Annotated in this window: 28 protein-coding genes; 20 read left to right on the forward strand and 8 right to left on the reverse strand. The window is 58.8% G+C overall.

Going from position 1 to position 24872, the window contains the following annotated elements; genetic code table 11:
* Positions 1-95: 95 nt before the first annotated feature.
* From SSARUM_RS14170 to SSARUM_RS14185, 4 genes are all read right to left on the reverse strand, one after another.
* Positions 96-1088, reverse strand: coding sequence for a D-cysteine desulfhydrase (locus tag SSARUM_RS14170; protein WP_043147609.1), 993 nt, complete (start codon positions 1086-1088; stop codon positions 96-98).
* 123 nt (positions 1089-1211) lie between these two features.
* Positions 1212-1721: a flagella biosynthesis regulatory protein FliZ gene (gene fliZ, locus SSARUM_RS14175; RefSeq protein ID WP_033647756.1), complete on the reverse strand. Its 510-nt coding sequence runs from the start codon at positions 1719-1721 to the stop codon at positions 1212-1214.
* Positions 1722-1776: 55 nt separating this feature from the next.
* The gene (locus SSARUM_RS14180; protein ID WP_043147610.1) at positions 1777-2499 is read right to left on the reverse strand and encodes an RNA polymerase sigma factor FliA; all 723 of its coding nucleotides are present in this window, start codon (positions 2497-2499) and stop codon (positions 1777-1779) included.
* A 182-nt stretch (positions 2500-2681) separates the two neighbouring features.
* The gene (locus SSARUM_RS14185) at positions 2682-3917 is read right to left on the reverse strand and encodes a flagellin FliC (RefSeq protein WP_033653649.1); all 1236 of its coding nucleotides are present in this window, start codon (positions 3915-3917) and stop codon (positions 2682-2684) included.
* 281 nt (positions 3918-4198) lie between these two features.
* Between SSARUM_RS14185 and fliD the strand changes: the two genes are divergently transcribed.
* From fliD to SSARUM_RS14210, 5 genes are all read left to right on the forward strand, one after another.
* A complete protein-coding gene (fliD, locus tag SSARUM_RS14190) occupies positions 4199-5614 on the forward strand; it encodes a flagellar filament capping protein FliD (RefSeq protein ID WP_033634969.1) in 1416 nt (471 codons plus the stop codon).
* 33 nt (positions 5615-5647) lie between these two features.
* Positions 5648-6058, forward strand: coding sequence for a flagellar export chaperone FliS (fliS, locus tag SSARUM_RS14195; protein ID WP_033634970.1), 411 nt, complete (start codon positions 5648-5650; stop codon positions 6056-6058).
* Positions 6058-6426, forward strand: a complete 369-nt coding sequence (gene fliT, locus SSARUM_RS14200; protein WP_004934765.1) for a flagella biosynthesis regulatory protein FliT — start codon at positions 6058-6060, stop codon at positions 6424-6426. The genes fliS and fliT overlap by 1 nt, the downstream gene beginning before the upstream one ends.
* Positions 6427-6734: 308 nt before the next feature.
* A complete protein-coding gene (locus SSARUM_RS14205) occupies positions 6735-7583 on the forward strand; it encodes a helix-turn-helix transcriptional regulator (protein WP_039565536.1) in 849 nt (282 codons plus the stop codon).
* 706 nt (positions 7584-8289) lie between these two features.
* The gene (locus SSARUM_RS14210) at positions 8290-9585 is read left to right on the forward strand and encodes a hypothetical protein (RefSeq protein WP_033647761.1); all 1296 of its coding nucleotides are present in this window, start codon (positions 8290-8292) and stop codon (positions 9583-9585) included.
* Positions 9586-9627: 42 nt separating this feature from the next.
* Here the strand turns inward: SSARUM_RS14210 and SSARUM_RS14215 are convergent, their stop codons facing one another.
* Positions 9628-10545 carry a LysR family transcriptional regulator gene (locus tag SSARUM_RS14215; RefSeq protein WP_043147613.1) on the reverse strand — a complete coding sequence of 306 codons (918 nt, stop codon included), beginning with the start codon at positions 10543-10545 and terminating at the stop codon, positions 9628-9630.
* Between the two features lie 128 nt (positions 10546-10673).
* Between SSARUM_RS14215 and SSARUM_RS14220 the strand changes: the two genes are divergently transcribed.
* Positions 10674-11273: an FMN-dependent NADH-azoreductase gene (locus tag SSARUM_RS14220; RefSeq protein WP_060430209.1), complete on the forward strand. Its 600-nt coding sequence runs from the start codon at positions 10674-10676 to the stop codon at positions 11271-11273.
* Positions 11274-11453: 180 nt separating this feature from the next.
* On the opposite strand, the gene SSARUM_RS14225 is transcribed toward SSARUM_RS14220, so the two are convergent.
* Both SSARUM_RS14225 and fliE read right to left on the reverse strand, forming a co-directional pair.
* Positions 11454-11654 (reverse strand): hypothetical protein, encoded by a 201-nt coding sequence (locus tag SSARUM_RS14225; protein WP_033647764.1) that lies wholly within the window; start codon positions 11652-11654, stop codon positions 11454-11456.
* Positions 11655-11734: 80 nt separating this feature from the next.
* Positions 11735-12049 (reverse strand): flagellar hook-basal body complex protein FliE, encoded by a 315-nt coding sequence (fliE, locus tag SSARUM_RS14230; protein ID WP_033638515.1) that lies wholly within the window; start codon positions 12047-12049, stop codon positions 11735-11737.
* A gap of 314 nt (positions 12050-12363) precedes the next feature.
* Here fliE and fliF point away from each other — a divergent pair, with 314 nt between their 5' ends.
* The 14 genes from fliF (at position 12364) to sra (ending at position 23614) form a co-directional block, all read left to right on the forward strand.
* Positions 12364-14070: a flagellar basal-body MS-ring/collar protein FliF gene (gene fliF, locus SSARUM_RS14235; protein WP_049194673.1), complete on the forward strand. Its 1707-nt coding sequence runs from the start codon at positions 12364-12366 to the stop codon at positions 14068-14070.
* Positions 14067-15059, forward strand: coding sequence for a flagellar motor switch protein FliG (gene fliG / locus SSARUM_RS14240; RefSeq protein WP_033634975.1), 993 nt, complete (start codon positions 14067-14069; stop codon positions 15057-15059). The genes fliF and fliG overlap by 4 nt, the downstream gene beginning before the upstream one ends.
* Entirely contained in the window at positions 15052-15756 is a 705-nt protein-coding gene (fliH, locus tag SSARUM_RS14245; RefSeq protein WP_060426024.1) for a flagellar assembly protein FliH, read from the forward strand. The genes fliG and fliH overlap by 8 nt, the downstream gene beginning before the upstream one ends.
* Positions 15756-17117 (forward strand): flagellar protein export ATPase FliI, encoded by a 1362-nt coding sequence (fliI, locus tag SSARUM_RS14250; protein ID WP_033634977.1) that lies wholly within the window; start codon positions 15756-15758, stop codon positions 17115-17117. The genes fliH and fliI overlap by 1 nt, the downstream gene beginning before the upstream one ends.
* A 21-nt stretch (positions 17118-17138) precedes the next feature.
* The gene (gene fliJ, locus SSARUM_RS14255; protein ID WP_033647768.1) at positions 17139-17585 is read left to right on the forward strand and encodes a flagellar export protein FliJ; all 447 of its coding nucleotides are present in this window, start codon (positions 17139-17141) and stop codon (positions 17583-17585) included.
* Positions 17582-18811, forward strand: a complete 1230-nt coding sequence (locus SSARUM_RS14260) for a flagellar hook-length control protein FliK (protein ID WP_060387918.1) — start codon at positions 17582-17584, stop codon at positions 18809-18811. The genes fliJ and SSARUM_RS14260 overlap by 4 nt, the downstream gene beginning before the upstream one ends.
* Positions 18812-18976: 165 nt before the next feature.
* Positions 18977-19462, forward strand: coding sequence for a flagellar basal body-associated protein FliL (fliL, locus tag SSARUM_RS14265; protein WP_033634980.1), 486 nt, complete (start codon positions 18977-18979; stop codon positions 19460-19462).
* 5 nt (positions 19463-19467) lie between these two features.
* Complete coding sequence (fliM, locus tag SSARUM_RS14270) at positions 19468-20472, forward strand: flagellar motor switch protein FliM (RefSeq protein WP_033634981.1); 1005 nt, start codon at positions 19468-19470, stop codon at positions 20470-20472.
* The gene (fliN, locus tag SSARUM_RS14275; RefSeq protein ID WP_004934799.1) at positions 20465-20881 is read left to right on the forward strand and encodes a flagellar motor switch protein FliN; all 417 of its coding nucleotides are present in this window, start codon (positions 20465-20467) and stop codon (positions 20879-20881) included. Before fliM ends, fliN begins: the two co-directional genes overlap by 8 nt.
* A complete protein-coding gene (gene fliO, locus SSARUM_RS14280) occupies positions 20881-21285 on the forward strand; it encodes a flagellar biosynthetic protein FliO (RefSeq protein WP_033647771.1) in 405 nt (134 codons plus the stop codon). The genes fliN and fliO overlap by 1 nt, the downstream gene beginning before the upstream one ends.
* Positions 21282-22043, forward strand: a complete 762-nt coding sequence (fliP, locus tag SSARUM_RS14285; protein ID WP_033647772.1) for a flagellar type III secretion system pore protein FliP — start codon at positions 21282-21284, stop codon at positions 22041-22043. Before fliO ends, fliP begins: the two co-directional genes overlap by 4 nt.
* 21 nt (positions 22044-22064) lie before the next feature.
* Positions 22065-22334, forward strand: a complete 270-nt coding sequence (gene fliQ, locus SSARUM_RS14290; RefSeq protein ID WP_004934803.1) for a flagellar biosynthesis protein FliQ — start codon at positions 22065-22067, stop codon at positions 22332-22334.
* Positions 22335-22336: 2 nt separating this feature from the next.
* Positions 22337-23119 carry a flagellar biosynthetic protein FliR gene (fliR, locus tag SSARUM_RS14295; protein ID WP_033647774.1) on the forward strand — a complete coding sequence of 261 codons (783 nt, stop codon included), beginning with the start codon at positions 22337-22339 and terminating at the stop codon, positions 23117-23119.
* A 360-nt stretch (positions 23120-23479) separates the two neighbouring features.
* Positions 23480-23614, forward strand: a complete 135-nt coding sequence (sra, locus tag SSARUM_RS14300; RefSeq protein ID WP_087763075.1) for a stationary-phase-induced ribosome-associated protein — start codon at positions 23480-23482, stop codon at positions 23612-23614.
* 272 nt (positions 23615-23886) lie between these two features.
* Here sra and flgL read toward each other — a convergent pair whose 3' ends face one another.
* Complete coding sequence (gene flgL, locus SSARUM_RS14305; RefSeq protein ID WP_060420803.1) at positions 23887-24846, reverse strand: flagellar hook-associated protein FlgL; 960 nt, start codon at positions 24844-24846, stop codon at positions 23887-23889.
* Between the last annotated feature and the right edge of the window lie 26 nt (positions 24847-24872).

Genomic DNA, 24872 nt, shown 5'->3' on the forward strand with positions numbered 1-24872 from the left:
TATCTTTTTTGATATCAGCACTTTAACAGTGCGACCGCCCGCATAAAGGAATATAACCTTATAAATATAGTTCAAAATGGAATAACAAGCGGTATTTACACCTGCGGATGGTAGGCGAACAGCGCCGGCGCACCGCCGGTGTGGACGAACAGGATAGGCCCTTCGTCGCGGAAACGCCGCTGGGCGATGCCGTCGATCAAACCGGCCATCGCTTTGCCGGTGTATACCGGATCCAGCAACACGCCTTCTTGCTGCGCCAGCAGCTGCACCGCCGCCATGCCCTCTTCGTTCGGCATGCCGTACTGCGGCGCGAAGTAATCGTCCCACAGCGCGATCGGCGCCAGTTCGTCGATATTCAGCGAACAGGCCAGGGCTTTCTGGATCTGCTCCACCTTCGGCAGCTGATCGATCACGGTGCGCGAGACCGTCACGCCGATCAACTCGGTTTCGGGCAGCAGCTGTTGCAGCCCCACCGCCAGCCCGGCATGGGTGCCGGCGCTGCCGGACGCCACCACCACCGAACTGAACGCCACGTTGCTGCGTTGGCTCTGTTCGGCGATTTCCAATGCGCACTGCACATATCCCAACGCGCCCAGGGCATTGGAGCCGCCCACCGGCACCACGTAAGGCCGGAAGCCCTGCGCCTCGAGGCGCGTCGCCAGTTCCGCCAACTGCTGCTGCGGATCGTGCAGCGCTTCGCACATCACCACCTCGACGTTGAACAGGCCGAGCAACAGGCGGTTGCCGTTGGTCAGGTAGTTTTCCGCACGGGTATCGATGGGATTTTCCAGCAGCGCGACGCAGTGCAGGCCCAGTTTCGCCGCCACCGCCGCCGTCTGGCGCACGTGGTTGGATTGAATGGCGCCGGCGGTGACCAGCGTATCAGCGCCTTGACGCAGCGCATCTGCGGCCAAAAACTCCAGCTTTCTCAGCTTGTTGCCGCCCATCGCCATAGGGGTGACATCGTCACGTTTGAGGTAAATTTCACGGCCGAGGTAATCGGAGAGACGGGACAGTTTTTCGAGCGGTGTGGCGGTGCCAACCAGATCCAGACGCGGAAATTGCGCCAGTTGTTGTTGCAGGTTCACTACTTCCCCCCAGGGAATCGAATATCGACATCTGATAACCGATAGATTTAGCAGATGTGAACTGAATAATCATCCTTTATCACGGGGGGAGCCGCAGATCCCGGCCAGCGGCCGGGGAAAGTCTCAGTAGCTGCGCTGCCAGGCGAGATACTGATCGTATTTGCGCAGCGCAATGCGGTAGTTGTTGTGCGCCGCGCTAGGCAGATCGTCAATGATGCGCTGATGGCTGGCACAGTTGGCGAATTTGTCCGCCGGGTAATTGCGCGCCACCAGCATTTCATCCAGCCGGCGCAGCCGCACCACGTACTCGCGAATGGTGCTGTGGCTCATCTCGGTCTGTTCGAACAGATATTGCTTGAACGCCATGATGTCGAAATAGCTCGGGTGGCTGTTGCAGGAAATCTCGCTGCAAAAGCGGCACAGTGCGGTCAGCTCATGCTGCACGTTTTGCCAGACCGCATCGTCGATCGGCTGATCCATGCGCGCGATGGCTTCTTTATTGATGATTTTGCCGCGAAACACCAGCGCCATGCGGTCCAACAGCTTACCGCACTGGGAGCAATGCGTCTGGCTGTGCTTGTAATCTTTCAGGTAACGGCTAAGCGGCCGTTTCTTCAACAGTATTCCTGGCATAAGGGGCAGTCCGATTGTCGCATGAGTCATCGAGTTGAGGGGCGGCGGGCCGCCGTCAGGTATCGTTCGCCAGCCGCGCGCGCAGGCGCTTGATCGCCTGACTGTGCAGTTGGCTGACGCGGGATTCCCCGACGTCCAGCACGGCGCCGATCTCCTTGAGATTCAACTCTTCTTGGTAATACAGCGTCAGCACCATTTTTTCGCGCTCCGGCAACGCCTCGATGGCGTCGATCACTCGCTGGCGCAGGCTGCCTTCCAACAGGTGATGCAGCGGGTTGGCCTCTTCATGCCCTTCCAGCATCGGTTCCGCGTTCTCGCCATGCTCCTCGCGCCATTCGTCGTAGGAGAAAAGCTGGCTGTTATTGGTGTCCAACAGAATTTGACGGTACTCATCCAGCGAGATATTCAGCGTCTGCGCCACTTCCGTCTCGCTCGCCGGGCGGCCGTAACGCTGTTCCAGCAGCCGCATCACCTGCGCGACCTCGCGCGCATGGCGCCGCACGCTGCGCGGCACCCAGTCACGGCTGCGCAGCTCGTCGAGCATCGCGCCGCGAATGCGCTGCACCGCATAGGTGGTAAAGGCGGTTCCCTGTAGGGCGTCATAACGCTCAACGGCGTTCAGTAGCCCGATTCCCCCGGCCTGCAGCAGGTCGTCAAGCTCCACGCTGGCGGGCAGCCTGACCTGCAGGCGCAACGCCTCGTGGCGCACTAACGGCACGTAGCGCAGCCAGAGAGAATTTTTGTCCATCACGCCTTCGGCGGTATACAGATCGCTCACTATGTCTTAAACCTGCGGATAAGAGAGTCAGCGCTATTATGCGTAGGGGGCGGAATGCCAATCGGCTGAACAGTCGCACAAAACGGGCTTTATTTGCGCCATGTAATAACCGTGCGGTGCGCGAGCATAAAAAAACCCCGCCGAGGCGGGGTTTCTTTGCGACAGTTAATCGGGAGAGACGATTAACGCAGCAGGGACAGAACGTTCTGAGTAGACTGGTTAGCCTGTGCCAGAACAGAGGTGCCAGCCTGTTGCAGGATGTTGGCGCGGCTCATGTTGGACACTTCGGTCGCGTAGTCGGCATCCTGAATACGGGACTGAGAAGCGGACAGGTTGTTAACGGTGCTGTTCAGGTTGTTGATAACAGAATCGAAACGGTTCTGTACCGCACCCAGGGAAGAACGCAGGGAGTCAACCTGAGACAGCGCTTTGTCCAGGGTCGCCAGCGGGTCGGCAGTTTTTGGCTCGGTGGACTGCTCAGCGCCCTTGGTCACTTTACCGGAAGCGTCTACGGTCGCCTTGAAATATTTGGCATCGGCACCGGTACCTTCCTGGATCACGTAAGATTTACCGCTGTCGTAAGAGCGCAGGTTAGCCGCATCAGGGCCAGTAGGAGCCACTTCTTTCTCAATGCTGGTTACCGCAGTGCCGCCAGTTGGTTTAGTGGCTTCTTTGGTGCCAACAGATTTCAGATCGCCGGTCGCTTTATCGAAAGTTGCTTTGTAGTAGTCACCATCCGTGTTGATAGCGAATACATCGTCACCCACTTTTTCGTAGCCGGTGATGTCTTTAGTATCAGCCTTAACGGTGCCGGTGTTGATAGCCACGCTGGTGCCGGTTTTCACGGTAGCAGGTGCGGTTGCAGCTACTTTGGATTTATCAATGCCATCAGCCACGCTGAACTTTTCCAGACCCAGCGTTTTAGCGTTGATGTCTTTCAGTTCGATATCGATGGTTTCGCCGTCGTTCGCGCCAACCTGGATGGTCAGTTTCTGATCTGAGCTCAGCACTTTCACGCCGTTGAAATCGGTCTGCTCGGAGATGCGGTTGATTTCAGACAGACGCTGAGAGATCTCGTCCTGGATGGACTGCAGGTCGCTGGCAGAGTTGGAACCGTTCTGAGACTGTACGGTCAGACGACGGATGTTCTGCAGGTTGTCGTTAACTTCGTTCAGTGCGCCTTCAGTGGTCTGCGCCAGGGAGATACCGTCGTTGGCGTTGCGAGAAGCCTGAGTCAGGCCTTTGATGTTTGCAGTGAAACGGTTGGAGATAGCCTGACCCGCAGCATCGTCTTTCGCGCTGTTGATACGCAGACCGGAAGACAGACGCTCAATCGCAGTGCCCAGAGAAGACTGAGATTTGTTCAGGTTGTTCTGCGCCATCAGCGACAGGCTGTTAGTGTTGATTACTTGTGCCATTGTTTGCTTTCCTTACGAGTCAGTTGCGTTCTTCGCAACACAGTTAAAAGGTTCGGGCTTGTTTGCCCACGGCGTCAACCACCGTCCCCTCAGGTATCGGCCCTCCCCTAACAACCTTTAGCAATTTTTTAAAATTTTTTGCGCCGCCGGCAATGGCAGAAATAACGCGGTTTTTCCCTCTTCTATTGCGCCATCGTTTTTTTGTTTTTTTCAGTAAACTTTTTCACCGCTGGGCCGATAACGCGTAAAGCGAATAAAGTCATTATCAAGGAGAAGCACGAATGGCATCGATCAGTTCATTAGGCATCGGCTCAGGACTCGACCTTAACGGTTTGCTGGACAAGCTGACCAAAGCGGAACAACAGCGTCTGACGCCGTACACCACCCAGCAGACCAGCTATAACGCCCAGTTGACCGCTTACGGTACGCTGAAAAGCTCGCTGGAGAAGTTTGACAATCTGAGCAAAGACCTGGCCAAGCCAGAGTTCTTCAACAACACTACCGCCACCAAGCACGATCAGTTTACCGTGACCACCACCGACAAATCGGTGCCGGGCAACTACTCGATCGAGGTGTTGAAGCTCGCGCAGCCGCAAACGCTGACCACTCAGACGCCGATTGCCGACCAGCAGGCCAAACTGGGCACGCCGGGCAGCAGCGATCGTTCCATCTCTATTACGGCAGGCAACCCGCCGAAAGAGACCAAGATCCCGCTCGGCGACGATCAGACCTCACTGGTCGAGATGCGCGACGCCATCAATAAATCGAAATCCGGCGTCACCGCCAGCATCATGCGCGTCGGCGACAATGACTATCAACTGGCATTAAGCTCCACCACGCCAGGCGAAAAAAACACCATTTCGGTGCAGGTCAATAACGACGACAAGCTCGGCGCCATCCTCAACTACGATCCTAAAAATCCGCCTAAAGATGGCAGCACCGCGATGAAGCAAACCGTGCCCGGCCAGGATGCGGAAATCGTCGTCAACGGCACGAAAATCAAGCGCAGCACCAACTCGATCGCCGATGCTCTGCAGGGCGTAACGCTCGATCTGAAAACCACCACCAAGCCCGGCGAACCGCAAAACCTGGTGATCGGCATCGACAAGAGCGGCAGCGCCGACAAGATTAAAGAGTGGGTAGATAACTACAACTCGCTGCTGGACACCTTCAATTCGCTGACCAAATACACGCCGGTTAAAAGCGGTGAAGCGCAGAATGCCAAAAACGGCGCGCTGCTGGGCGACAACACCCTGCGCGGCATCCAGTCCTCGATCAAGAGCGCCCTCAGTTCGGCACAGGACAACCCGGAGTTGAAAGGCCTGGGCAACCTCGGCATCACCACCAACGTCAAAACCGGTAAGCTGGAAATCGACAGCACCAAGCTGAACAAAGCCATCGACGAAAAACCGGATCAGGTTGCCAACTTCTTCGCCGGCAACGGTAAAGACACCGGCATGGCCACCGAAATCCACAACGAGATCCAGAACTACGTCAAATCCGGCGGCATCATCGAGAACTCGACCAAGAGCATCAACACCAACCTCGATCGCCTGAACATTCAGATCACCACGGTCACGGCCAGCATTCAGAACACCATCGACCGCTATAAGCAGCAGTTCGTTCAGTTGGATACCATGATGTCCAAATTGAGCAGCACGGGTAACTATTTACAACAGCAATTCTCGACAAAGTGATCCCTTAACCAGGTAACAGGTAAAAGAAACAACATGTATAACAGAAGCGGCACTCAGGCCTATGCACAGGTCAGTCTGGAAAGCGGCGCCATGAGCGCCAGCCCGCACCAGTTAATCGTGATGTTGTTCGACGGGGCGCTCAGCGCCCTGCTTCGCGCACGCATCCTGATGAACCAGGGCGATATCGCCGGCAAAGGCATGGCGCTGTCCAAAGCCATCAACATCATCGACAACGGCCTGAAAGGCGGCCTGGACCCTCAACAGGGCGGCGAAATCGCCGAAAACCTGGCGGCGTTGTACGACTATATGAAGCGGCGCCTGATGCAGGCCAACCTGAACAACGACGAAGCGGCGATCGCCGAAGTGGTCAAACTGCTGGAAAACATCGCCGATGCCTGGCGCCAGATCGGCCCCAACTACCAACCTTCGCAGGACGCCGTGTAATGGAACGTCAACAGCAGCTGTTAGCCGCTTATCAACAAATTTACAGCCTGAGCAGCCAGATGATCGCGCTGGCGCAAACCGGGCGCTGGGAGGAGCTCGTCGAGCTCGAATTCGCTTACGTAACGGCGGTGGAAAAAACCGCCGCCTTTACCGGGCAAGCCGGCCCTTCCATGGCGTTGCAGGAGATGCTGCGCAATAAGCTGCAACAGATCCTCGACAACGAAACCGAGCTCAAACGTCTGTTACAGCAGCGCATGGATGAGCTGAAAATGCTGATCGAACAGTCCACGCGCCAGAACGTGGTCAACAATACCTACGGCCAGTTTCATGACCGTGCACTGTTGCTGGGGGAGCCACAGGTCCGATAAGATCGACAATACTGACGAAAATGGATTAAATAGCACTATGCGCTATTACTCTCGGGTTACGTTAGGATATTAATCTATGGCATTTGAATTATTCAGTTTATGGGTAATTGGTAAAATGCGCGCTTCGAGCCTGGCTCTCACTTTAATGGATAAACATTATCCCGACACGGACGTTTTCTGTTCAGCAGGAAATTGATTTTTGATAGATAAAACACGCCGCTGTGTTTCACGGCCCATGGAAAAATGTTGCTCCAACGCGGATCAAAGCGTAAAGATATTCTCAGATAATGGCTGCGAAATGAATATCGATGGAACGTACAATTAATCTCTGTCCAGGAATTGGCGCCTCAGCGCACATCATTCAGCATACTGAATTATTATTCCCTTCAGTCTATTTTGAGCAACCACATCTGTATCTGATACAACAGGGCCATAAGCGCGTACGCTGGCAACAACGCGAGGTGGTGGCTCATGCCGGCGAGCTGTTGATAATCGACGGGGGGCAAACGGTGGATATTATTAACGGCCCATCCGAAGAAGGCGTTTTCAGTTGCCAGTTGCTGACCTGCGACCCACTGCTGCTCACCGTTCAGCCTCCGGCCGAGGACGCGCCGGCGCCGATGCCGTTTGATGCCGTCCTGGCGCTGCGCAGCCTGCCCTGCGCCCTGAAGCACAGTTTCGAGACCACCAGCCTGGCGCTGGCGCTCCGGCAGCGCTTTCCCGCCATCATCGTGCGGCACAAGATGCTGGAAATTCTGCTGTGGCTGGCCCAATTCGGCATTCGCTTCATCCACAACGAAGCCAAAGACCTGACGCAGCGCGTGCGCCGCTGCCTAGCGACCGACCCGCACAGCATTTGGACGGCGGCGAAAGTGGCGGAAAGCCTGTCGATGAGCGAAGTGATGTTGCGCCGCAAACTGTCGATGGAAAATACCGCGTTGCGCAACCTGATGATCGACGTGCGCATGAGTAGCGCACTGGCCCTGCTGCAGTCGACCGACTGGCCGATTTCCGCCATCGCGCAACATGTCGGCTATGAAAGCGCGTCACGTTTCGCCGAACGTTTTCGCAAACGCTTCGGTTTCGCCCCGACCGCCATTCGCGGTCACCAAAGGATTATGGAGCCGGCCTTTGAACAGCATTACGGTTCCAGCTAATCAATGGCGGAAAACACTGCAATTTAGCTCAGATAGACGATGGCATCTCAAGGATGTGAGCGTACCGAGCAACTTATCTTGACGTATCCGCCAGCGACCGCTGGCGCCTTTTCCTGGTTGCTCTCTTCCTGCCGCTGGCTAATTATCCCGCACAACCCACTGCTCAGTTCCTCACCAAAGCATTAAGTATTTTCCTATTTTGACCGACACCTAAAACTTGCTTGCTATACTGCTTTTCTATCTGACTGTCTAAAGCGAGAACGTAAAAATGCGGCAAAGGAACAACGTTAAAGCCAAGCTTAAGCAAGCTGGTGAAAAGCTGGTGTTTGCCTGCTGTCTCTTGTTGCTGCTTTATTACGCATTGCAATGGTCGTTGCTCCTCGGTGATTTTTGATTAATTTTATTTACTTATTTTATTGCTAAATTAATTGCACCAGTGGCCTGCTTCCTGCTGTTATAGCAAATCCCGAGGGCCAACCGTCACTATATCAAACGCAAAATCCGCGCGACTTAGTTAGCTCATTTATTATAAGAATGGAATATACTTGCACCCTCATTCTATAACCCCATGAATCTACGACACTTGCAGCTAGACCGTCCCATTTTCTTATTGTATGATAGCGCGCGGAAATGCGCTGGCTTTTATAACTACTTTAATCTGAAGCCAGGCGATGCCATATAGGATAAGTAACTTAGGGAATATAATGTGAATATATTAAGTTTTGTTTGGCTAGCTCTTGCTTTCGCCACTTTTTTCCTACACCACAGAACCATTTTCGCCCTGTTGATTATCGCGTCCATCTTTCAGTCAAGCGCTATTATCAATACAGGGAGTAATAGCCTACCCATATTCTACTTTATCGAGCTAGTTTTAATAACCCGGTTTGCTTTTACTTCGAAAAACAGCACACCTGTCTTTAACTTAAAACACCGAGTATTTCTGCAATCTCTGGTGATAATTATTCTTTTTTGGTTCTTCACCTATGCGTTTACCCATCTATTTGAAGGGATAAGAGTTTATTCACCGGCTTATAGCTTTGAAAATAACTACGCCAAAAAAGGTATCTCGCTTGTGTGGGGCAATAACAACATCAAGCAACTGATTCTAATCACGCTGAACCTGATCACGCTGTATGTCATTTACGTCAAGCGGCGTGAAATCACGCCTGAATACGCTCTGAAAACCATCATTTTTACGACGTTGGTTTTCTCCGCTTACTGCCTGATTTGGCTCCTTGCCAGGCCGCTGGCGAATGCGATTCAGATTTTGATGTATAACAGCATGCATAACGCCAATGCCATTTTTGAATCCAGACTGAGCGGTACCTTCGGTGAACCGTCATTCGCCGGTATCTTTATCGGCGCAACGATCGTGCCTCTTTTGGTTGCCAAAGGGTTGCGACTGAAGTTAGTGGCCCTATTGATGATGCTGCTCTTGGTTAAAAACGGCTCTACATCAGGCTATTTTACCCTGCTTACGTCGCTGTGCGGCACATTCATTTTCAGTCCGCGTTTTAGCCTGATACAGAAAGCTCTATTTTCTCTGTCTTTGGTCATCGCATCAAAGCTCACATTTATCTTTTTCCTAGATAAAATAACGGATTACGCGGACAAAAAAGCGCAAACGATCTCTCACCTCGTGCGTTCCGCCTCCAACTACAATGCCCTTGAAATTATGTATAATACCTTTGGCTTGGGCGTCGGTATCGGTAGCGCAAGAATATCTTCTCTGCCTCTGTCCCTACTTGCTAACTTCGGAATATTGGGGACGATACTGTTAGTCGGTTTTATCGTATCCAAGCTTATTCGTTCGCAATATAACGTCGCCGGCAACGAAGCCAATTCCATGCTTAAATTTATGCTTTTCTCCGCATTTTTGGGCTCCTGCGCCGCCAACCCTGATTACTCTTACGGGTTCATTTGGGTTCTTATTTTCAGTTGCCTGTTGACAGGGAAAACACAACCGTCACTGCCACGATCAACGCAACAGCGCACGCTCTGACATCGGCAAGCGTCCCTTGGACCGTTGCCACCACATACACCCTCAGGCCGACGCGAGCCGCGTCAGCCTGCCCGGCAGCTCCGCCACCAGTTTGTCCACCGCCAGCCGCACTTTGAGCGGTTGGTAAGGCATATAGGGCCACACTGCATTCACCGGAAAACTGAGGCTGGACTCACCGCGCATGATCTCCACCAGCGTCCCGGCCATTAGCCGATCGCGTACCAGCCACTCCGGCAGCCAGGCAATACCGGCGCCGGCGGAAACGGCATCGACGATCCCCTGCATGTCATCCATCATCATCTTGGCCGGTGGCCTGAACGGCCGCAGCTCGCCGTTTTCACCGCGAAGTTGCCAGGGCAACACGGCGCCGGCGTGCAGATACCCCACCGCCTGATGCCGGCTTAACGCCTCCACCGAATTCGGTGCGCCACAGCGCTGCACGTAGTCGGGCGAAGCGCACAGCAGCATGCCGTGTTCGCCCAGGCGTCGGGCAACCAGACTGCCACTGTCCGCCAGTTCGCCGATGCGAACCGCCAGATCGAACCCCTCGTCGATCAGATCGATCCTGCGGTCGCTGAACGAAATTTCCAACGACAGTAACGGATGCTCATTCGCCAGCGCCGTCATCAAGGGCGCAATGCACAGATGGCCGAACAACACCGGCATCGAGATCCTAAGCCGGCCGCTGACCTGCATCTTGCCGCTGTCCAGCTGGTTTTCCGCCGCCTGAACGTTCGCCAACGCCTGCCGACAGTGCTCATAGTACAGCGCCCCTTCATCCGTCAGGCTCAGGCTGCGGGTGGTGCGCATAAACAACATCACGCCAAGCCGCGCCTCGAGCCGCGACACGATTTTGCTGACCGCGGAGCGCGTCAGATGCAGTTTTTCTGCGGCGGCGGCAAAGCTGCCGCCTTCCGCCACGGCGACAAAGGCCGGCAGCGCGCTGAGATCGCTTTTCATCTTAATGCTTCCAAATTGGAATCAATGAAGTGAAAACCTATCACCACTGGTGAATATCGAGCAATGATAACCTGCAGTCATTCCGGAATGCCCGGTGAAACCGCCAATTACCGTCTGAGGACAACAGCATGAAAAAAATACTGGTGCTCAAATCCAGCATTATGGGAAACGACTCGCAGACCAACAACCTGATTGACCGCTATCTGGCGGAACGTCGGGCCAAAGGATATGAGGAGCAGATCGTCGAACACGATCTGACGGCGTTGGATCTGCCGGTATTGGACGGCGAGCTGTTCAGTGCGCTGCGCGGCGCAGATAACATCAGCCCACGCGCCAAAGCGGCGGTGGCGCTTTCCGATCGGTTGATCGCCGAACTAAAAGGGAGCGATCTGCTGCTGATCGGCGCGCCGATGTACAACCTCAACGTCCCGACCCAGCTGAAAAACTGGTTCGATCTGGTGGCCCGCGCCCGGCTGACGTTCAACTATACCGCCACCTACCCGGTCGGGCTGGTGGAAGGCGTCAATGCAGTGGTGTTCAGTTCACGCGGCGGCGTACACGCCGGCCAGCCGACCGACGCCGTGACGCCCTACCTGCGCTCGGTGCTGGGGCTGATGGGGATCGGCGAGGTGCAATTTATCTATGCCGAAGGACTGGATATGAAACCGCACGGCCTCACTCAGGGGCTGGCGAATGCCCACCAGCGGATCGTGGCCTTGGTGGGCTGAAGCAAACGCACGGCAGCATTGATTTGTTATAACATAACAAATATGATGACCACGTCGACGCCACCTCGATGAGGTGTCGACGCTCCTACATCACATAAAGTTTTATCGCACTTTGAGCCAGCTATTCCGATAGCTGGTTTTTTTTGCCTGCGATAATGAAATGCTACCGGAGCCGCGGGTTCAATCGTGGCGGGCAGCGCGTTTCATTTCTCGCTCGCCGGGCGACTGCGTTTTGACGGACAGCGGCGCAACAAACGCTTTCCATTCCTTGCCTGCTTCCTGATGAGCCGCGTTTTTATGGGCCGATGAATAGTCATCGTTTTGCCCGGCGCATCCAGACAGCGCCATGATGCCCACAGCAAGATACAGCGATTTGCACATCATCCTATCCTGATAATTAACCGTCGCTATAGGGTAACAGCGCCGGCCCCAATGTCACTGCAAAATGACCGGCACGTTCATCACACCGGCATATTCATGATGTCCTGGTAGGCCGCGACCAGCTTGTTGCGCACCTGCACGCCCAGCTGCAGCGAGACCGATGATTTCTGCAGATCGACCATCACATCATTCAGGCTGATGCCCGGCACGCCCAGTTCGAAATCCTGCGCCTGCTTGCGCGCCGTTTGCTGGGTCTCGCTGATCTTGCCGAGCGCCGCAGTCAGTTCGCTGGCGAAGCTGACGCCCTGCGGCGCCGTATTCTGCCCCATCTTGCCGGCCTGAACCGCCATGGTCTGCATCTGCTGCAGCACCCCTTCAATGCCCTGAATCGCCATCTGGTCCTCAATCATCTCGTCACGCCGGGTGACGTTTCACCCTGCACTTCTCCAATGATGCACACCCTAGCACAGCGTTTTCAGACCTAAAGCGGCTAATTAACTGCAAAAAACCCGGCTTATCGGGCAATCGGAATCGTCTGATAAGGCGAATAATGGCCTGCCCAGAAATGGGAGCGCCGCTATTTAGAAGATATGTGTATCAGGGAGTCTGTTTTGTCACACAACGCTAACCATACCGTTCATCAGCCTGGCAGGGAGCTGCTCAGCGGCCCATACGGGATCGTGAGCGCCATTGAAGGACGAGACCTAAAATGAGTGCTTCGATAACCGCCGGCGAAAGCCGCGACAACGGCCTGCAGGCCATCTGGAATCGTCTGCGCGCCAACCCGAAAATTCCGTTGCTGGTCGCCGCCTCCGCCGCGATCGCCATCGTTGTCGCGCTGCTGTTGTGGGTGAAAAGCCCTGACTACCGCGTGCTGTACAGCAATCTGAACGACCGCGACGGTGGCGCCATCGTCACCCAGCTGACGCAGATGAATATCCCTTACCGCTTCGCCGAGAATGGCGCAGCGCTGCTGATCCCGGCGGAAAAGGTGCATGAAACCCGCCTGCGCCTCGCGCAGCAAGGGCTGCCGAAGGGCGGCGCCGTCGGCTTCGAACTGCTGGATCAGGAAAAATTCGGCATCAGCCAATTCAGCGAACAGATCAACTATCAGCGCGCCCTTGAGGGCGAGCTGTCGCGCACTATCGAATCGCTGGGGCCGGTGCAAAACGCCCGCGTTCACCTAGCGCTGCCTAAACCTTCGCTGTTCGTGCGCGAACAGAAATCCCCTTCCGCGTCGGTGACGCTGACCCTGCAACCCGGCCGTGCGCTGGACGACGGCCAGATCAACGCCATCGTTTATATGGTGTCGAGCAGCGTCGCCGGCCTGCCGCCGGGCAACGTGACCGTGGTCGATCAGGCCGGGCGCCTGCTGACGCAGTCCGACGGCACCGGGCGCGATCTCAACGCCTCGCAGCTGAAATACGCCAACGAAGTGGAAAACGGCTTCCAGCGCCGCATCGAAGCGATCCTCGCCCCGGTGGTCGGCAGCGCCAACGTGCGTGCGCAGGTCACGGCACAGATCGACTTCGCCACTCGCGAACAAACCGATGAACAGTACCAGCCGAACCAGCAGCCGGACAAAGCCGCTATCCGCTCTCAGCAAACCAGCCTGAGCGAGCAGATCGGCGGGCCACAGGTGGGCGGCGTGCCGGGCGCGCTGTCCAATCAGCCGAGCGCGCCGGCCACCGCGCCGATTGAGACCGCCAAGCCGGCCACCGCAGCAGGCAACAATGCCAATGCCAACGCGACCGCACAAAACGCCGCGACCACCCGCAGCGCGGCGGCCAACGGCGTGCCACAAAATACCCGTCGCGACGCGACCACCAACTACGAGCTCGACCGCACCATTCGTCACACCCAGCAAAAAGCCGGCACCGTGCAGCGTCTGTCGGTCGCCGTGGTGGTCAACTATCTGGGCACCGATAAAGACGGCAAACCGCAGCCGATGAGCAAAGAGCAGCTGGCGCAGATCGAAGCGCTGGTGCGTGAAGCGATGGGCTACTCCAGCAGCCGTGGCGACACCCTGAACGTGGTCAACACGCCGTTTACCGACACTCAGGTGACCGGTGGCGAACTGCCGTTCTGGCAAAGCCAGTCGTTTATCGATCGCCTGATCGACGCGGGCCGCTATCTGCTGGTGCTGCTGGTGGCCTGGCTGCTGTGGCGCAAACTGGTGCGGCCGCAGCTGCAACAGCGCCAGGCGGCGCAACAGGCCGCCGTCGCCGCCGCCAACGCCCCTGCCGCCAAAGCGGTCGACAGCAGCAAACCGAGCAACGAGGAGCTGGCGCAGCGTCGTAAATCGCAGCAGCGCGTCAGCGCAGAAGTCCAGAGCCAGCGGATCCGCGATCTGGCTGACAAAGACCCACGCGTGGTCGCTCTGGTAATCCGCCAATGGATGAGTAACGAGATATGAGCCTGACCGGAACCGACAAAAGCGCCATCCTGCTGATGACGCTGGGTGAAGATCGCGCGGCGGAGGTGTTCAAACACCTCTCCTCGCGCGAAGTACAGCTGCTGAGCGGCACCATGGCCGGCATGAGCCAGGTTTCACACAAACAGCTCGGCGAAATACTGACCGAGTTCGAAGACGACGCCGAGCAATACGCGGCGCTGAGCGTCAACGCCAGCGACTACCTGCGTTCGGTGCTGGTCAAGGCGCTGGGCGAAGAGCGCGCCGCCAGCCTGCTGGAAGACATTCTCGAATCGCGCGAGACCACCACCGGCATGGAAACGCTCAACTTTATGGAGCCGCAGAGCGCCGCCGATCTGATCCGCGACGAACACCCGCAGATCATCGCCACTATCCTGGTGCACCTCAAACGCGGCCAGGCGGCGGATATCCTGGCCCTGTTCGACGAACGCCTGCGCAACGACGTCATGCTGCGTATCGCCACCTTCGGCGGCGTGCAGCCGGCGGCGCTGGCGGAGCTGACCGAAGTGCTGAACAACCTGCTCGACGGCCAGAACCTCAAACGCAGCAAAATGGGCGGGGTGCGCACCGCCGCCGAGATCATCAACCTGATGAAAACCCAGCAGGAAGAAGCGGTCATCGACGCGATGCGCGAATACGACGGCGAGCTGGCGCAGAAGATCATCGACGAGATGTTCCTGTTCGAAAACCTGGTGGAAGTCGACGATCGCAGTATCCAACGCCTGCTGCAGGAAGTGGAAGGCGAGTCGCTGCTGATCGCCTTGAAAGGCGCCGAGCAGCCGCTGCGCGAGAAGTTCCTCAAGAACATGTCGCAACGCGCCGCCGACATCCTGCGCGACGATCTGGCCAACCGTGGGCCGGTGCGCATGTCGCAGGTGGAGAACGAGCAGAAAGCCATCCTGCTGGTGGTGAGACGCCTGGCGGAAAGCGGCGAAATGATCATCGGCGGCGGCGAGGACACCTATGTCTGATCGCATTAACACCCTGCCCTGGCAGCCCTGGTCGCTCAGCGATCTGGGCGAACAGAAACCGGCGATCGAACTGCCGCAGTTGCCGGATCTCGAACTTGACGATCCGTCGCCGGACGCACAGGCCGAATTGCAACAGCAGTTGGCGACGCTGCGCCTGCAGGCGGAGCAACAGGGCCAGCAGGTGGGCTATGCCGACGGCCAGCAAAAAGGCTATGAGGCCGGTTTTCAATCCGGACTGGAGGAAGGCCGCCAGCAAGGGCTGCTGGAAGCGCAACAGCAGCAACAGCCGCTGACCGCCCACTGGCAGCAGCTGGTCACCGAATTTCAGCACACGCTGGACGCGCTCGACAGCGTGATCGCTTCGCGGCTGATGCAGCTGGCGCTGACCGCCGCCAAGCAGGTGCTGGGCCAGCCGCCGGTGTGCGACGGCACCGCCCTGCTGGCGCAGATCCAACAGCTGATCCAGCAGGAACCGATGTTCAACGGCAAGCCGCAGCTGCGGGTACACCCGGACGACTACTCGCGCGTCGAGCAGCAGCTGGGGGTCACCCTCAGCCTGCACGGCTGGCGCCTGCTGGCGGACGGCGAGCTGCACCCGGGCGGCTGCAAGGTCAGCGCCGAGGAAGGCGATCTCGACGCCAGCCTGGCGACGCGCTGGCATGAATTGTGCCGCCTGGCGGCACCGGGAGAAGTCTGATGACCGCGCGTCTCGGCCGCTGGCTGAGCTCTCTGGATACGCTGGAAAAACGCATCGCGCGCGCGCCGATGGTGCGCCGCTACGGTCGCCTGACCCGCGCCACCGGATTGGTGTTGGAAGCCACCGGCCTGCAGCTGCCGCTCGGCGCGACCTGCCTCATCGAACGGCACGACGCCGGTGAGGTGCAGGAAGTGGAAAGCGAAGTGGTCGGCTTCAACGGCCAGCGGCTGTTCCTGATGCCGCTGGAAGAGGTGGAAGGCATCGTGCCGGGCGCGCGGGTTTACGCCCGCATCGCGCCGGAAGGCCAAAGCGCCGGCAAACAGCTGCCGCTCGGCCCGGCCCTGTTGGGGCGGGTGCTGGACGGCAGCGCCAAACCGCTCGACGGCCTGCCTTCACCGGAAACCGGTTACCGCGCGCCGCTGATCACCGCACCGTTCAACCCCTTGCAGCGCACGCCAATCGAGCAGGTGCTGGACGTGGGGGTGCGCACCATCAACGGCCTGCTGACCGTCGGTCGCGGCCAGCGCATGGGCCTGTTCGCCGGCTCCGGCGTCGGCAAGAGCGTGCTGCTCGGCATGATGGCCCGTTATACCCAGGCGGATGTGATCGTCGTTGGCCTGATCGGCGAGCGTGGCCGCGAGGTCAAAGACTTTATCGAGAACATTCTCGGCGCCGAAGGCCGGGCGCGATCGGTGGTGATCGCCGCGCCGGCGGACGTCTCGCCGCTGCTGCGCATGCAGGGGGCGGCCTACGCCACCCGTATCGCCGAAGATTTCCGCGATCGCGGGCAGCATGTGTTGCTGATCATGGACTCCCTCACCCGCTACGCCATGGCGCAGCGTGAGATCGCTCTGGCCATCGGCGAGCCGCCGGCGACCAAAGGCTACCCGCCTTCGGTCTTCGCCAAGCTGCCTGCGCTGGTGGAACGCGCGGGCAACGGCATCAGCGGCGGCGGTTCCATCACCGCCTTCTACACCGTGTTGACCGAAGGGGACGATCAGCAAGACCCGATCGCCGACTCGGCGCGCGCCATCCTCGATGGTCACGTGGTGCTGTCCCGGCGCCTGGCGGAAGCCGGCCACTACCCGGCGATCGACATCGAAGCGTCAATCAGCCGCGCCATGACGTCGCTGATCGACGAAGAGCATTACCGCCGGGTGCGCACCTTCAAACAGATGCTGGCCAGCTATCAGCGCAACCGCGATCTGATCAGCGTCGGCGCCTACGCGGCGGGCAGCGATCCGTTGCTGGACAAAGCGATGACGCTGTATCCGCAGATGGAAGCCTACCTGCAACAGGGCATCTTTGAACGCAGCGGCTATGATGAAGCCTGTCAACAGCTGCAGCAGTTGATTGTTTAACGTCACCAGAGGCGCACAGCGATGAAATCACAATCCCCCCTGATTACCCTGCGAGATCTGGCGCAGGATGCGGTGGAACAGGCCGCGCAACAGCTGGGCCAGGTACGGCAGGCGCAGCAGGCGGCAGAGCAGCAGCTGTCGATGCTGCTCAACTATCAGGACGAATACCGCCAGAAGCTGAATCATACGCTCTGCGACGGCATGGACAGCTCACGCTGGCAAAACTACCAGCAGTTTATCGGCACGCTGGAACAGGCCATCGACCAACACCGCCAGCAGCTGCTGCAGTGGGGGCAGAAAGTGGATCATGCGGTGAAGCAATGGCAAGACAAACAACAGCGGCTGAACGCTTTCGAGACCCTGCATACCCGCGCTCTGACGGCGGAGCAGCAGCAGGAGAACAAACGGGATCAAAAACTGATGGATGAGTTCGCTCAACGCAGTGCACAAAGGAATATCAACCCATGAATCTGAACGCCCTGCCCGGTCTGGTCTTACCCGGCGACGCCGGCGGCCTGGCCGAACTGACGTCGGCGCTGGATGAGAGCCAGCTGTCGTCCGCTTTCGCCCAGCTGCTCGGCGCCCGTTTCGCACCCGCCGCCGACGGCAAACAGCCGCCGGTCGCGCTGAGCGCGGACGAAGAACGCGCCCCGGCCCTGAGCCGCAACCAGCTCAATCAACTGCTGGCCACCTTCGGCGAGCGCGGCGGCCTGCTGCCGGGCCAGACCGTCTCAGCCGACGCGCTTTCACCTGAAGGCACCGAGGGCGAGGCGCCCGCCGCCGGCGACAAACCGGCGCAGCCGCCGATCGCCGCCGCCAAAGAGCTGGATGCCGCTACGCTGCAGGCGCTGTACGCCATGCTACCGGCCGCGATCGTCGCCCAGACTCAGCCAGCCGAAGGCCAACGCTCGCTGCCGGTGGAAAGCGCTGACGAGGCGACTGCGCTGCAGCCCGGCAACGGCCTGCTGAACATCGCGGCGGCCGGTGATAAAACCGCCACACATTCATCGGCATCCCCTGCTCCGTCGCCGACGGGCGCGAAAACGCCTGCCGCCGACGGCGACAATGCCACGGCGGCGCTCCCGCAACCGACCAACGGCGAACGCGCAAGCACCGCACAACCGCTACAGGCGGGCGATACGCCACAGCCGCCGCTCAATCACGCCGTCGCCCTGGCCGCCGCCAGCCCGACGCAAACCGCCGCCCCGGCCAGCGCACTGGTGACCGCGCCGCCTGCGCCGCAGCTCAACGCGCAGCTGGGCAGCCCGGAGTGGCAGCAGGCGTTGAGCCAACAGGTGCTGATGTTCCACCGCAACGGCCAGCAAAGCGCCGAGCTGCGCCTGCACCCGCAGGAACTGGGCGCCCTGCAGATCACGCTGAAGCTGGACGATCAGCAGGCGCAACTGCACATCGCCTCCGCTCACGGCCAAGTGCGTGCGGCGGTGGAAGCGGCGATGCCGCAGCTGCGGCACGCGCTGGCGGAGAGCGGTATCAACCTGGGGCAAAGCAGCGTGGGCGGCGAGTCCACGCCGCAATGGCAGCAGCAGGCGCAACAGCAGGCTTCCAACGGCCAGGGGCGTGCCAGCTATGCGGAACATCATGGCGGTGACGCTGCGGCCGCCGAGGGCGTCAGCGCACCGGTGGCGCTGCAGCGCATGGCCAGTGCGGTCAACGGCGTCGATATTTTCGCCTGAGCCGCCGCAAACGCCCAAGCTGGCACCCATTTGCGCGTCTATTCAGGCTATTGCACACCGCAATAGACGCGATAATACCTTTACATGTCATGCGTGCGGCTTTGCCGCGCGCTATGCCCGCCGCCTCGCCGGCCGCGGGTGGAACAACAGGAATTAGATTTGGCTATGTCTCAGAACACCCTTCCCGCAGCACCGAAACGCTCCCTTCTGGTCATCCTGCTGGTGTTGATCAGCGTCGTCGCCTGTGGCGCCGCGGGCTACAGCTGGTGGCTGCTGCAACAGCATAAAAACGGCGCCGAACCGGCCGCCGCCAAACAGCAACCGCCGGCCGCGCCGGTGTTCATGCCGCTCGACACCTTTACCGTCAACCTGGTGACGCCGGACAACAACCCGGATCGCGTGCTGTACATCGGCCTCACACTGCGTCTGCCGGACGAAAGTACCCGCCGTCAGCTGAACGATTTTCTGCCGGAAGTGCGCAGCCGTCTGCTGATGCTGCTCTCCCGCCAGGAAGCGAGCCAGCTGGCCAATGAACAAGGGAAGCAACGGTTGGTGGCGCAGATTAAGGACGTGCTCAGCCCGCCGCTGGTTAAGGGACAACCGAAGCAGGTGGTCAGCGATGTGCTGTTCACCGCCTTCATACTGCGGTAATCACTATGGGCGACAGCATTCTTTCACAGGCAGAGATCGACGCCTTGCTCAACGGCGACAGCGCGGGTGATGAACCCGAAGCGATAGTCGGCAAAGAGAGCGAGGTCAAGCCTTACGATCCGACCACCCAGCGCCGCGTGGTGCGCGAGCGTCTGCACGCGCTGGAAATCATCAACGAACGTTTTGCCCGGCAGTTCCGCATGGGGTTGTTCAACCTGCTGCGCCGCAGCCCGGACATTACCGTCGGCCCGATCAAAATCCAGCCGTATCACGAGTTCGCCCGCAACCTGCCGGTGCCGACCAACCTGAACCTGGTGCATCTGAACCCGCTGCGCGGCACCGCCCTGTTCGTGTTCGCGCCGAGCCTGGTGTTCATCGCCGTCGATAACCTGTTCGGCGGCGACGGCCGCTTCCCGACCAAGGTCGAAGGCCGCGAGTTCACCCCGACCGAACAGCGGGTGATCAAGCGCATGCTGCGCCTGGCGCTGGACGCCTACGGCGATGCCTGGAGCGCCATCTACAAGATCGACGTGGAGTACGTGCGCGCCGAAATGCAGGTGAAGTTCACCAACATCACCACTTCGCCGAACGATATCGTGGTCACCACGCCGTTCCAGGTGGAGATCGGCGCGCTGACCGGAGAGTTCAACATCTGCATTCCGTTCGCCATGATTGAGCCACTGCGCGAGCTGTTGACCAACCCGCCGCTGGAAAACTCGCGGCAGGAAGACAGCCATTGGCGCGAAACCCTGGTGAAGCAGGTGCAACACTCCGAACTGGAGCTTATCGCCAACTTCGTCGATATCCCGATGCGGCTGTCGAAAGTCCTGAAGCTGCAGCCGGGCGATGTATTACCGATAGACAAGCCGGAACGCCTGATTGCCCATGTGGACGGCGTACCGGTGCTGACCAGCCAATACGGCACGTTGAACGGGCAATATGCCCTGCGTGTTGAACATTTGATTAACCCTATTTTGAATGCTCTGAGTGAGGAACAGCCCAATGAGTGATCCTAAGCAACCGTCTGGCGAAGGAAAGGAATCCGTAGACGATCTGTGGGCTGATGCGTTTAACGAGCAGCAGTCCTCAGAGAAATCCGGCGCGAGCACCGAAGGGGTGTTCAAGTCGCTGGAAGCTCAGGATGCGCTCGGCAGCCTGCAGGATATCGACCTGATTCTGGATATTCCGGTCAAGCTGACCGTGGAACTGGGGCGCACCAAGATGACCATCAAAGAGCTGCTGCGCCTGTCGCAAGGCTCGGTGGTAGCGCTGGACGGCCTGGCCGGCGAGCCGCTGGACATCCTGATCAACGGTTACCTGATCGCACAAGGTGAAGTGGTGGTGGTGGCCGACAAGTTCGGCGTGCGCATCACCGACATCATCACCCCGTCCGAACGCATGCGTCGACTGAGCCGCTGATGACCGTCGCGGCGCCCGTTACCGTCCAAAGCAGCCAACCACCCGCCGCGCCGGCCTTGCCGGCCGGTTCGGTGTTGATGCAGGTCAGCAGCGCGCTCGGCGGCATTCTGCTGCTGATCCTGCTGGCCGGTTGGCTGTTCCGCCGGCTGGGCTTCGCCCCGCAGGCGCGCAACAACAAGCTGCTCAACCTGCGCGCCAGTTGCCAGGTCGGGCAGCGCGAGCGCGTGGTGGTGGTGGAAGTCGACGATACTTTGCTGGTATTGGGCGTCACCGCCCAGCAGATCACCCCGCTGCACACCCTGCCCGCCCCGCCGAAAGACGAAGGCGCGGCCGACGCGGCGACGCCGGCGGACTTCCGCCAACTGATGCAAAAAGTTCTGAAACGCCCGGAAAAATCGGCATGACCTCGACTCTTCATACCCTCGTCCGCCGTCCGGCGGTTTGGCTCCCTGCCGCCCTGCTGTTCATCAGCCCGGCGGCTTTGGCGCAACTGCCGGGGCTGATCAGCCAGCCGCTGGCCAACGGCGGCCAAAGCTGGTCGCTGCCGGTGCAGACGCTGGTGCTGTTGACCTCGCTGACCTTCCTGCCCGCCATGCTGCTGATGATGACCAGCTTCACCCGCATCATCATCGTGCTCGGGCTGCTGCGCAACGCGCTGGGCACCCCGTCGGCGCCGCCGAACCAGGTGATGTTGGGGCTGGCATTGTTCCTCACCTTCTTCATCATGTCGCCGGTGTTCGACAAGGTCTATCAGGATGCCTACCTGCCGTTCAGCCAGGACAAGATCGGGTTGGAGGTCGCGCTGGATAAAGGCGCGCAGCCGCTGCGCGAATTCATGCTGCGCCAAACGCGCGAAACCGATCTGGCGCTGTACGCCAAGCTGGCCAATCAGCCACCGCTGGCCGGCCCGGAGGCGGTGCCGATGCGCATCCTGCTGCCCGCCTACGTCACCAGCGAACTGAAAACCGCCTTCCAGATCGGCTTTACGGTGTTCATTCCGTTTCTGATTATCGACCTGGTGGTCGCCAGCGTGCTGATGGCGCTGGGGATGATGATGGTGCCGCCGGCCACCATCTCGCTACCGTTCAAGCTGATGCTGTTCGTGCTGGTCGATGGCTGGCAGCTGCTGCTCGGCTCGCTGGCGCAGAGTTTCTATTCGTAACCCCCGACCGGAGAACGCGAGATGACACCTGAATCGGTTATGGCGCTCGGCACCGAAGCGATGAAAGTGGCGCTGGCGCTGGCCGCCCCGCTGCTGCTGGCGGCGCTGATCAGCGGCCTGGTGGTCAGCCTGCTGCAGGCCGCCACCCAGATCAACGAAATGACGCTGTCGTTCATCCCCAAAATTCTGGCGGTGGTGGCCACCATCATCATCGCCGGCCCCTGGATGTTGAACCTGCTGCTGGACTACATGCGCACCCTGTTCAGCAACCTGCCCACCCTGATCGGCTAACCGTGCTCACCTTCGACAGCGCCCAGCTCACCGTCTGGCTCAGCCACTATTTTTGGCCGCTGCTGCGCATTCTGGCGCTGATAAGCACCGCGCCGGTATTCAGCGAAAAGCAAATCAGCAAAAAGGTCAAAATCGGCCTTGGCGGGCTGATCGTCATCCTGATCGCGCCGACGCTGCCCGCCAGCAATATCCCGATCTTCTCCGCCGCCGGCCTGTGGCTGGCGATTCAACAGATTCTGATCGGCGTGGCGCTGGGATTGACCATGCAGTTCGCCTTCGCGGCGGTGCGCCTGGCGGGCGAAGTGATCGGCATGCAGATGGGCCTGTCGTTCGCCACCTTCTTCGATCCCAGCGGTGGCCCGAACATGCCGGTGCTGGCGCGCCTGCTCAACCTGCTGGCGATGCTGCTGTTCCTCAGCTTCGACGGCCATCTGTGGCTGATTTCGCTGCTGGCGGACAGCTTCCACACCCTGCCTGTCCAAACGCAGCCGCTGAACGGCAACGGCTTCCTGGTGCTGACCCAGGTCGGCTCGCTGATCTTCATCAACGGCATGATGCTGGCGCTGCCGCTGATCTGCCTGCTGTTGACGCTCAACATGGCGCTCGGCTTGCTCAACCGCATGACGCCGCAGCTGTCGGTCTTCGTGATCGGTTTCCCGGTCACCATGACCTTCGGCATCATGACACTGGGCATGATGATGCCGATGCTGGCGCCGTTCTGCGAACATCTGTTCGGTGAAATCTTCGATCGGCTGGCGGCGGTGATCGGCGGCATGACTTTCTGAGCCCCTAAGCCGCCCCTTCTTTCCCTCCCGCTTCCCTCTGAGACAAAATGGCAATAAAAACGCTTTCCTGGAACAAAAGCCTGAGAAACGTCTTTTATCCGGATTAAGGTTCAAATGTCTCCGGTGGCTTGAATAAATAAAACCCCGACCTAGAATAGACCCGGTAACAAAAAAATATCGCCTTGCACCTCCTTATTTTTCGCAGCGATAAAGTACGTTTATCTCGAGTAAAAAATAAGAATAACGCAGTCACGCATTGTTAAATGCGCGACAGATAACTTACACCCAGAATAAATGCGTCCGGCAGCCTGCCGGCTGCAGGGCGCAGCATCGACCTTTGCTAACCACAGGAGCGAGATCATGATTAAAGCGAAAAGCAACCGCAAAGCACGCCGGTTATTCGGTTTGACCCACTGGAAAAGCAACAAGTTTAGAGTTTCTTTTACCGAGACGGCCGACGGCGGAAAATGGAAAGTAGAGAAGAAAAAGAAATAGCACCGCTATTTATCGTCAGGGAAATAATATCCATCGCGATTTTTCCACCACTGATTTCAATCATGCCGTTGCGCATTAAACAGGGGTGACAATCGTATTATTTCTTCCCTGATGAAAAAAAGGCGCGTCACTCAGTCAGTAGTGGGAGAACGAGTGACGCGCCAAACGAGTGCGCCCGGTTTCAAGAAGCCTTCCCCCCCGCGGGGCGGAGAGGACGTTTTCTAAGCGCACTAAAGGGAAACCCGTCGCGGTCAGGCAACAGGGTCTTGCTCTTAACGATTCATCTGGAACAGCGACATGCCCTGCATATCGCTGAAGGTTTTATACGACGCCTGCAGCGCCGCCTGCTGCATAAAGTAAGACGAAATAGACTCGGCCAGGTCGGCATCCGTCAACGCGCTCATCTGGACCTGGTTGGTCATGTCGCGCTCTTTGCCGATGCTGTCCAACTGATCCATCTCCTGCAGCTGGCTGCCCAGCTCGGCGCGCACGCTCAGCACGTTGTTGTATGAGTTGTCCAGGCCGCGGTTGGCTTTCGCCAGCGCATCGTTCACCTGCTGCTTGGTGGCCTCATCGGCGCCCTGCAGCGGGGTTTTCAGCGCGTTCAGCGCGATATCGATACTCTCGAATACGTTGCTGACCGGCGCGCTACCGTCCGGCTCAGGCTTCGGGTTGCTGGTCAACGACATGAACACCGCGTTGCCGGTATGGCCGATGGTCATGGTGCGGTTGGCGTCCACTTTCTGCTGAACCGTCTTGTCACCGCCCTGATAGCTGACGGTGCCACCGTTGTCGACGAACGGCGCCTTGTCGTTCACGTATCCGCCGAACATATAGCGGCCGTTGCCGTCGGTGCTGTTGGCCTGGTTCAGCAGCTGATCTTTCAGCCCCTGCAGCTGGGTGGCCAACGACTGGCGGTCGTTATCGCTTTCCGTGCCGCCGGCGCTGACGATCAGCGCCTTCATGTCCGCGATGGTGGACGTCGCGCCGGCCAAGACCGTTTCTTCCATCGACACGCTTTGGCGAGCGAAAGTCCGCGCCAGCGTGTATTGGCTGTTTTCCGCCTGCGACTGCGACAACATCACCGCGCGCGACGCCGCCAGCGGATCGTCGGACGGGTTGATCACCCGCTTGCCCGAGGAAAGCTGCTCGGCGGCCTTCATGAACAGCGACTGGTTGCCCGTGATGCCGTTCATGTTCTGTTGGTACATCATGCTGGTGCTCATGCGCATGCTGTGGGTTCCTTACTCTGAGCGAC

Source organism: Serratia sarumanii (genome assembly GCF_029962605.1).
Lineage (GTDB): Bacteria > Pseudomonadota > Gammaproteobacteria > Enterobacterales > Enterobacteriaceae > Serratia > Serratia sarumanii.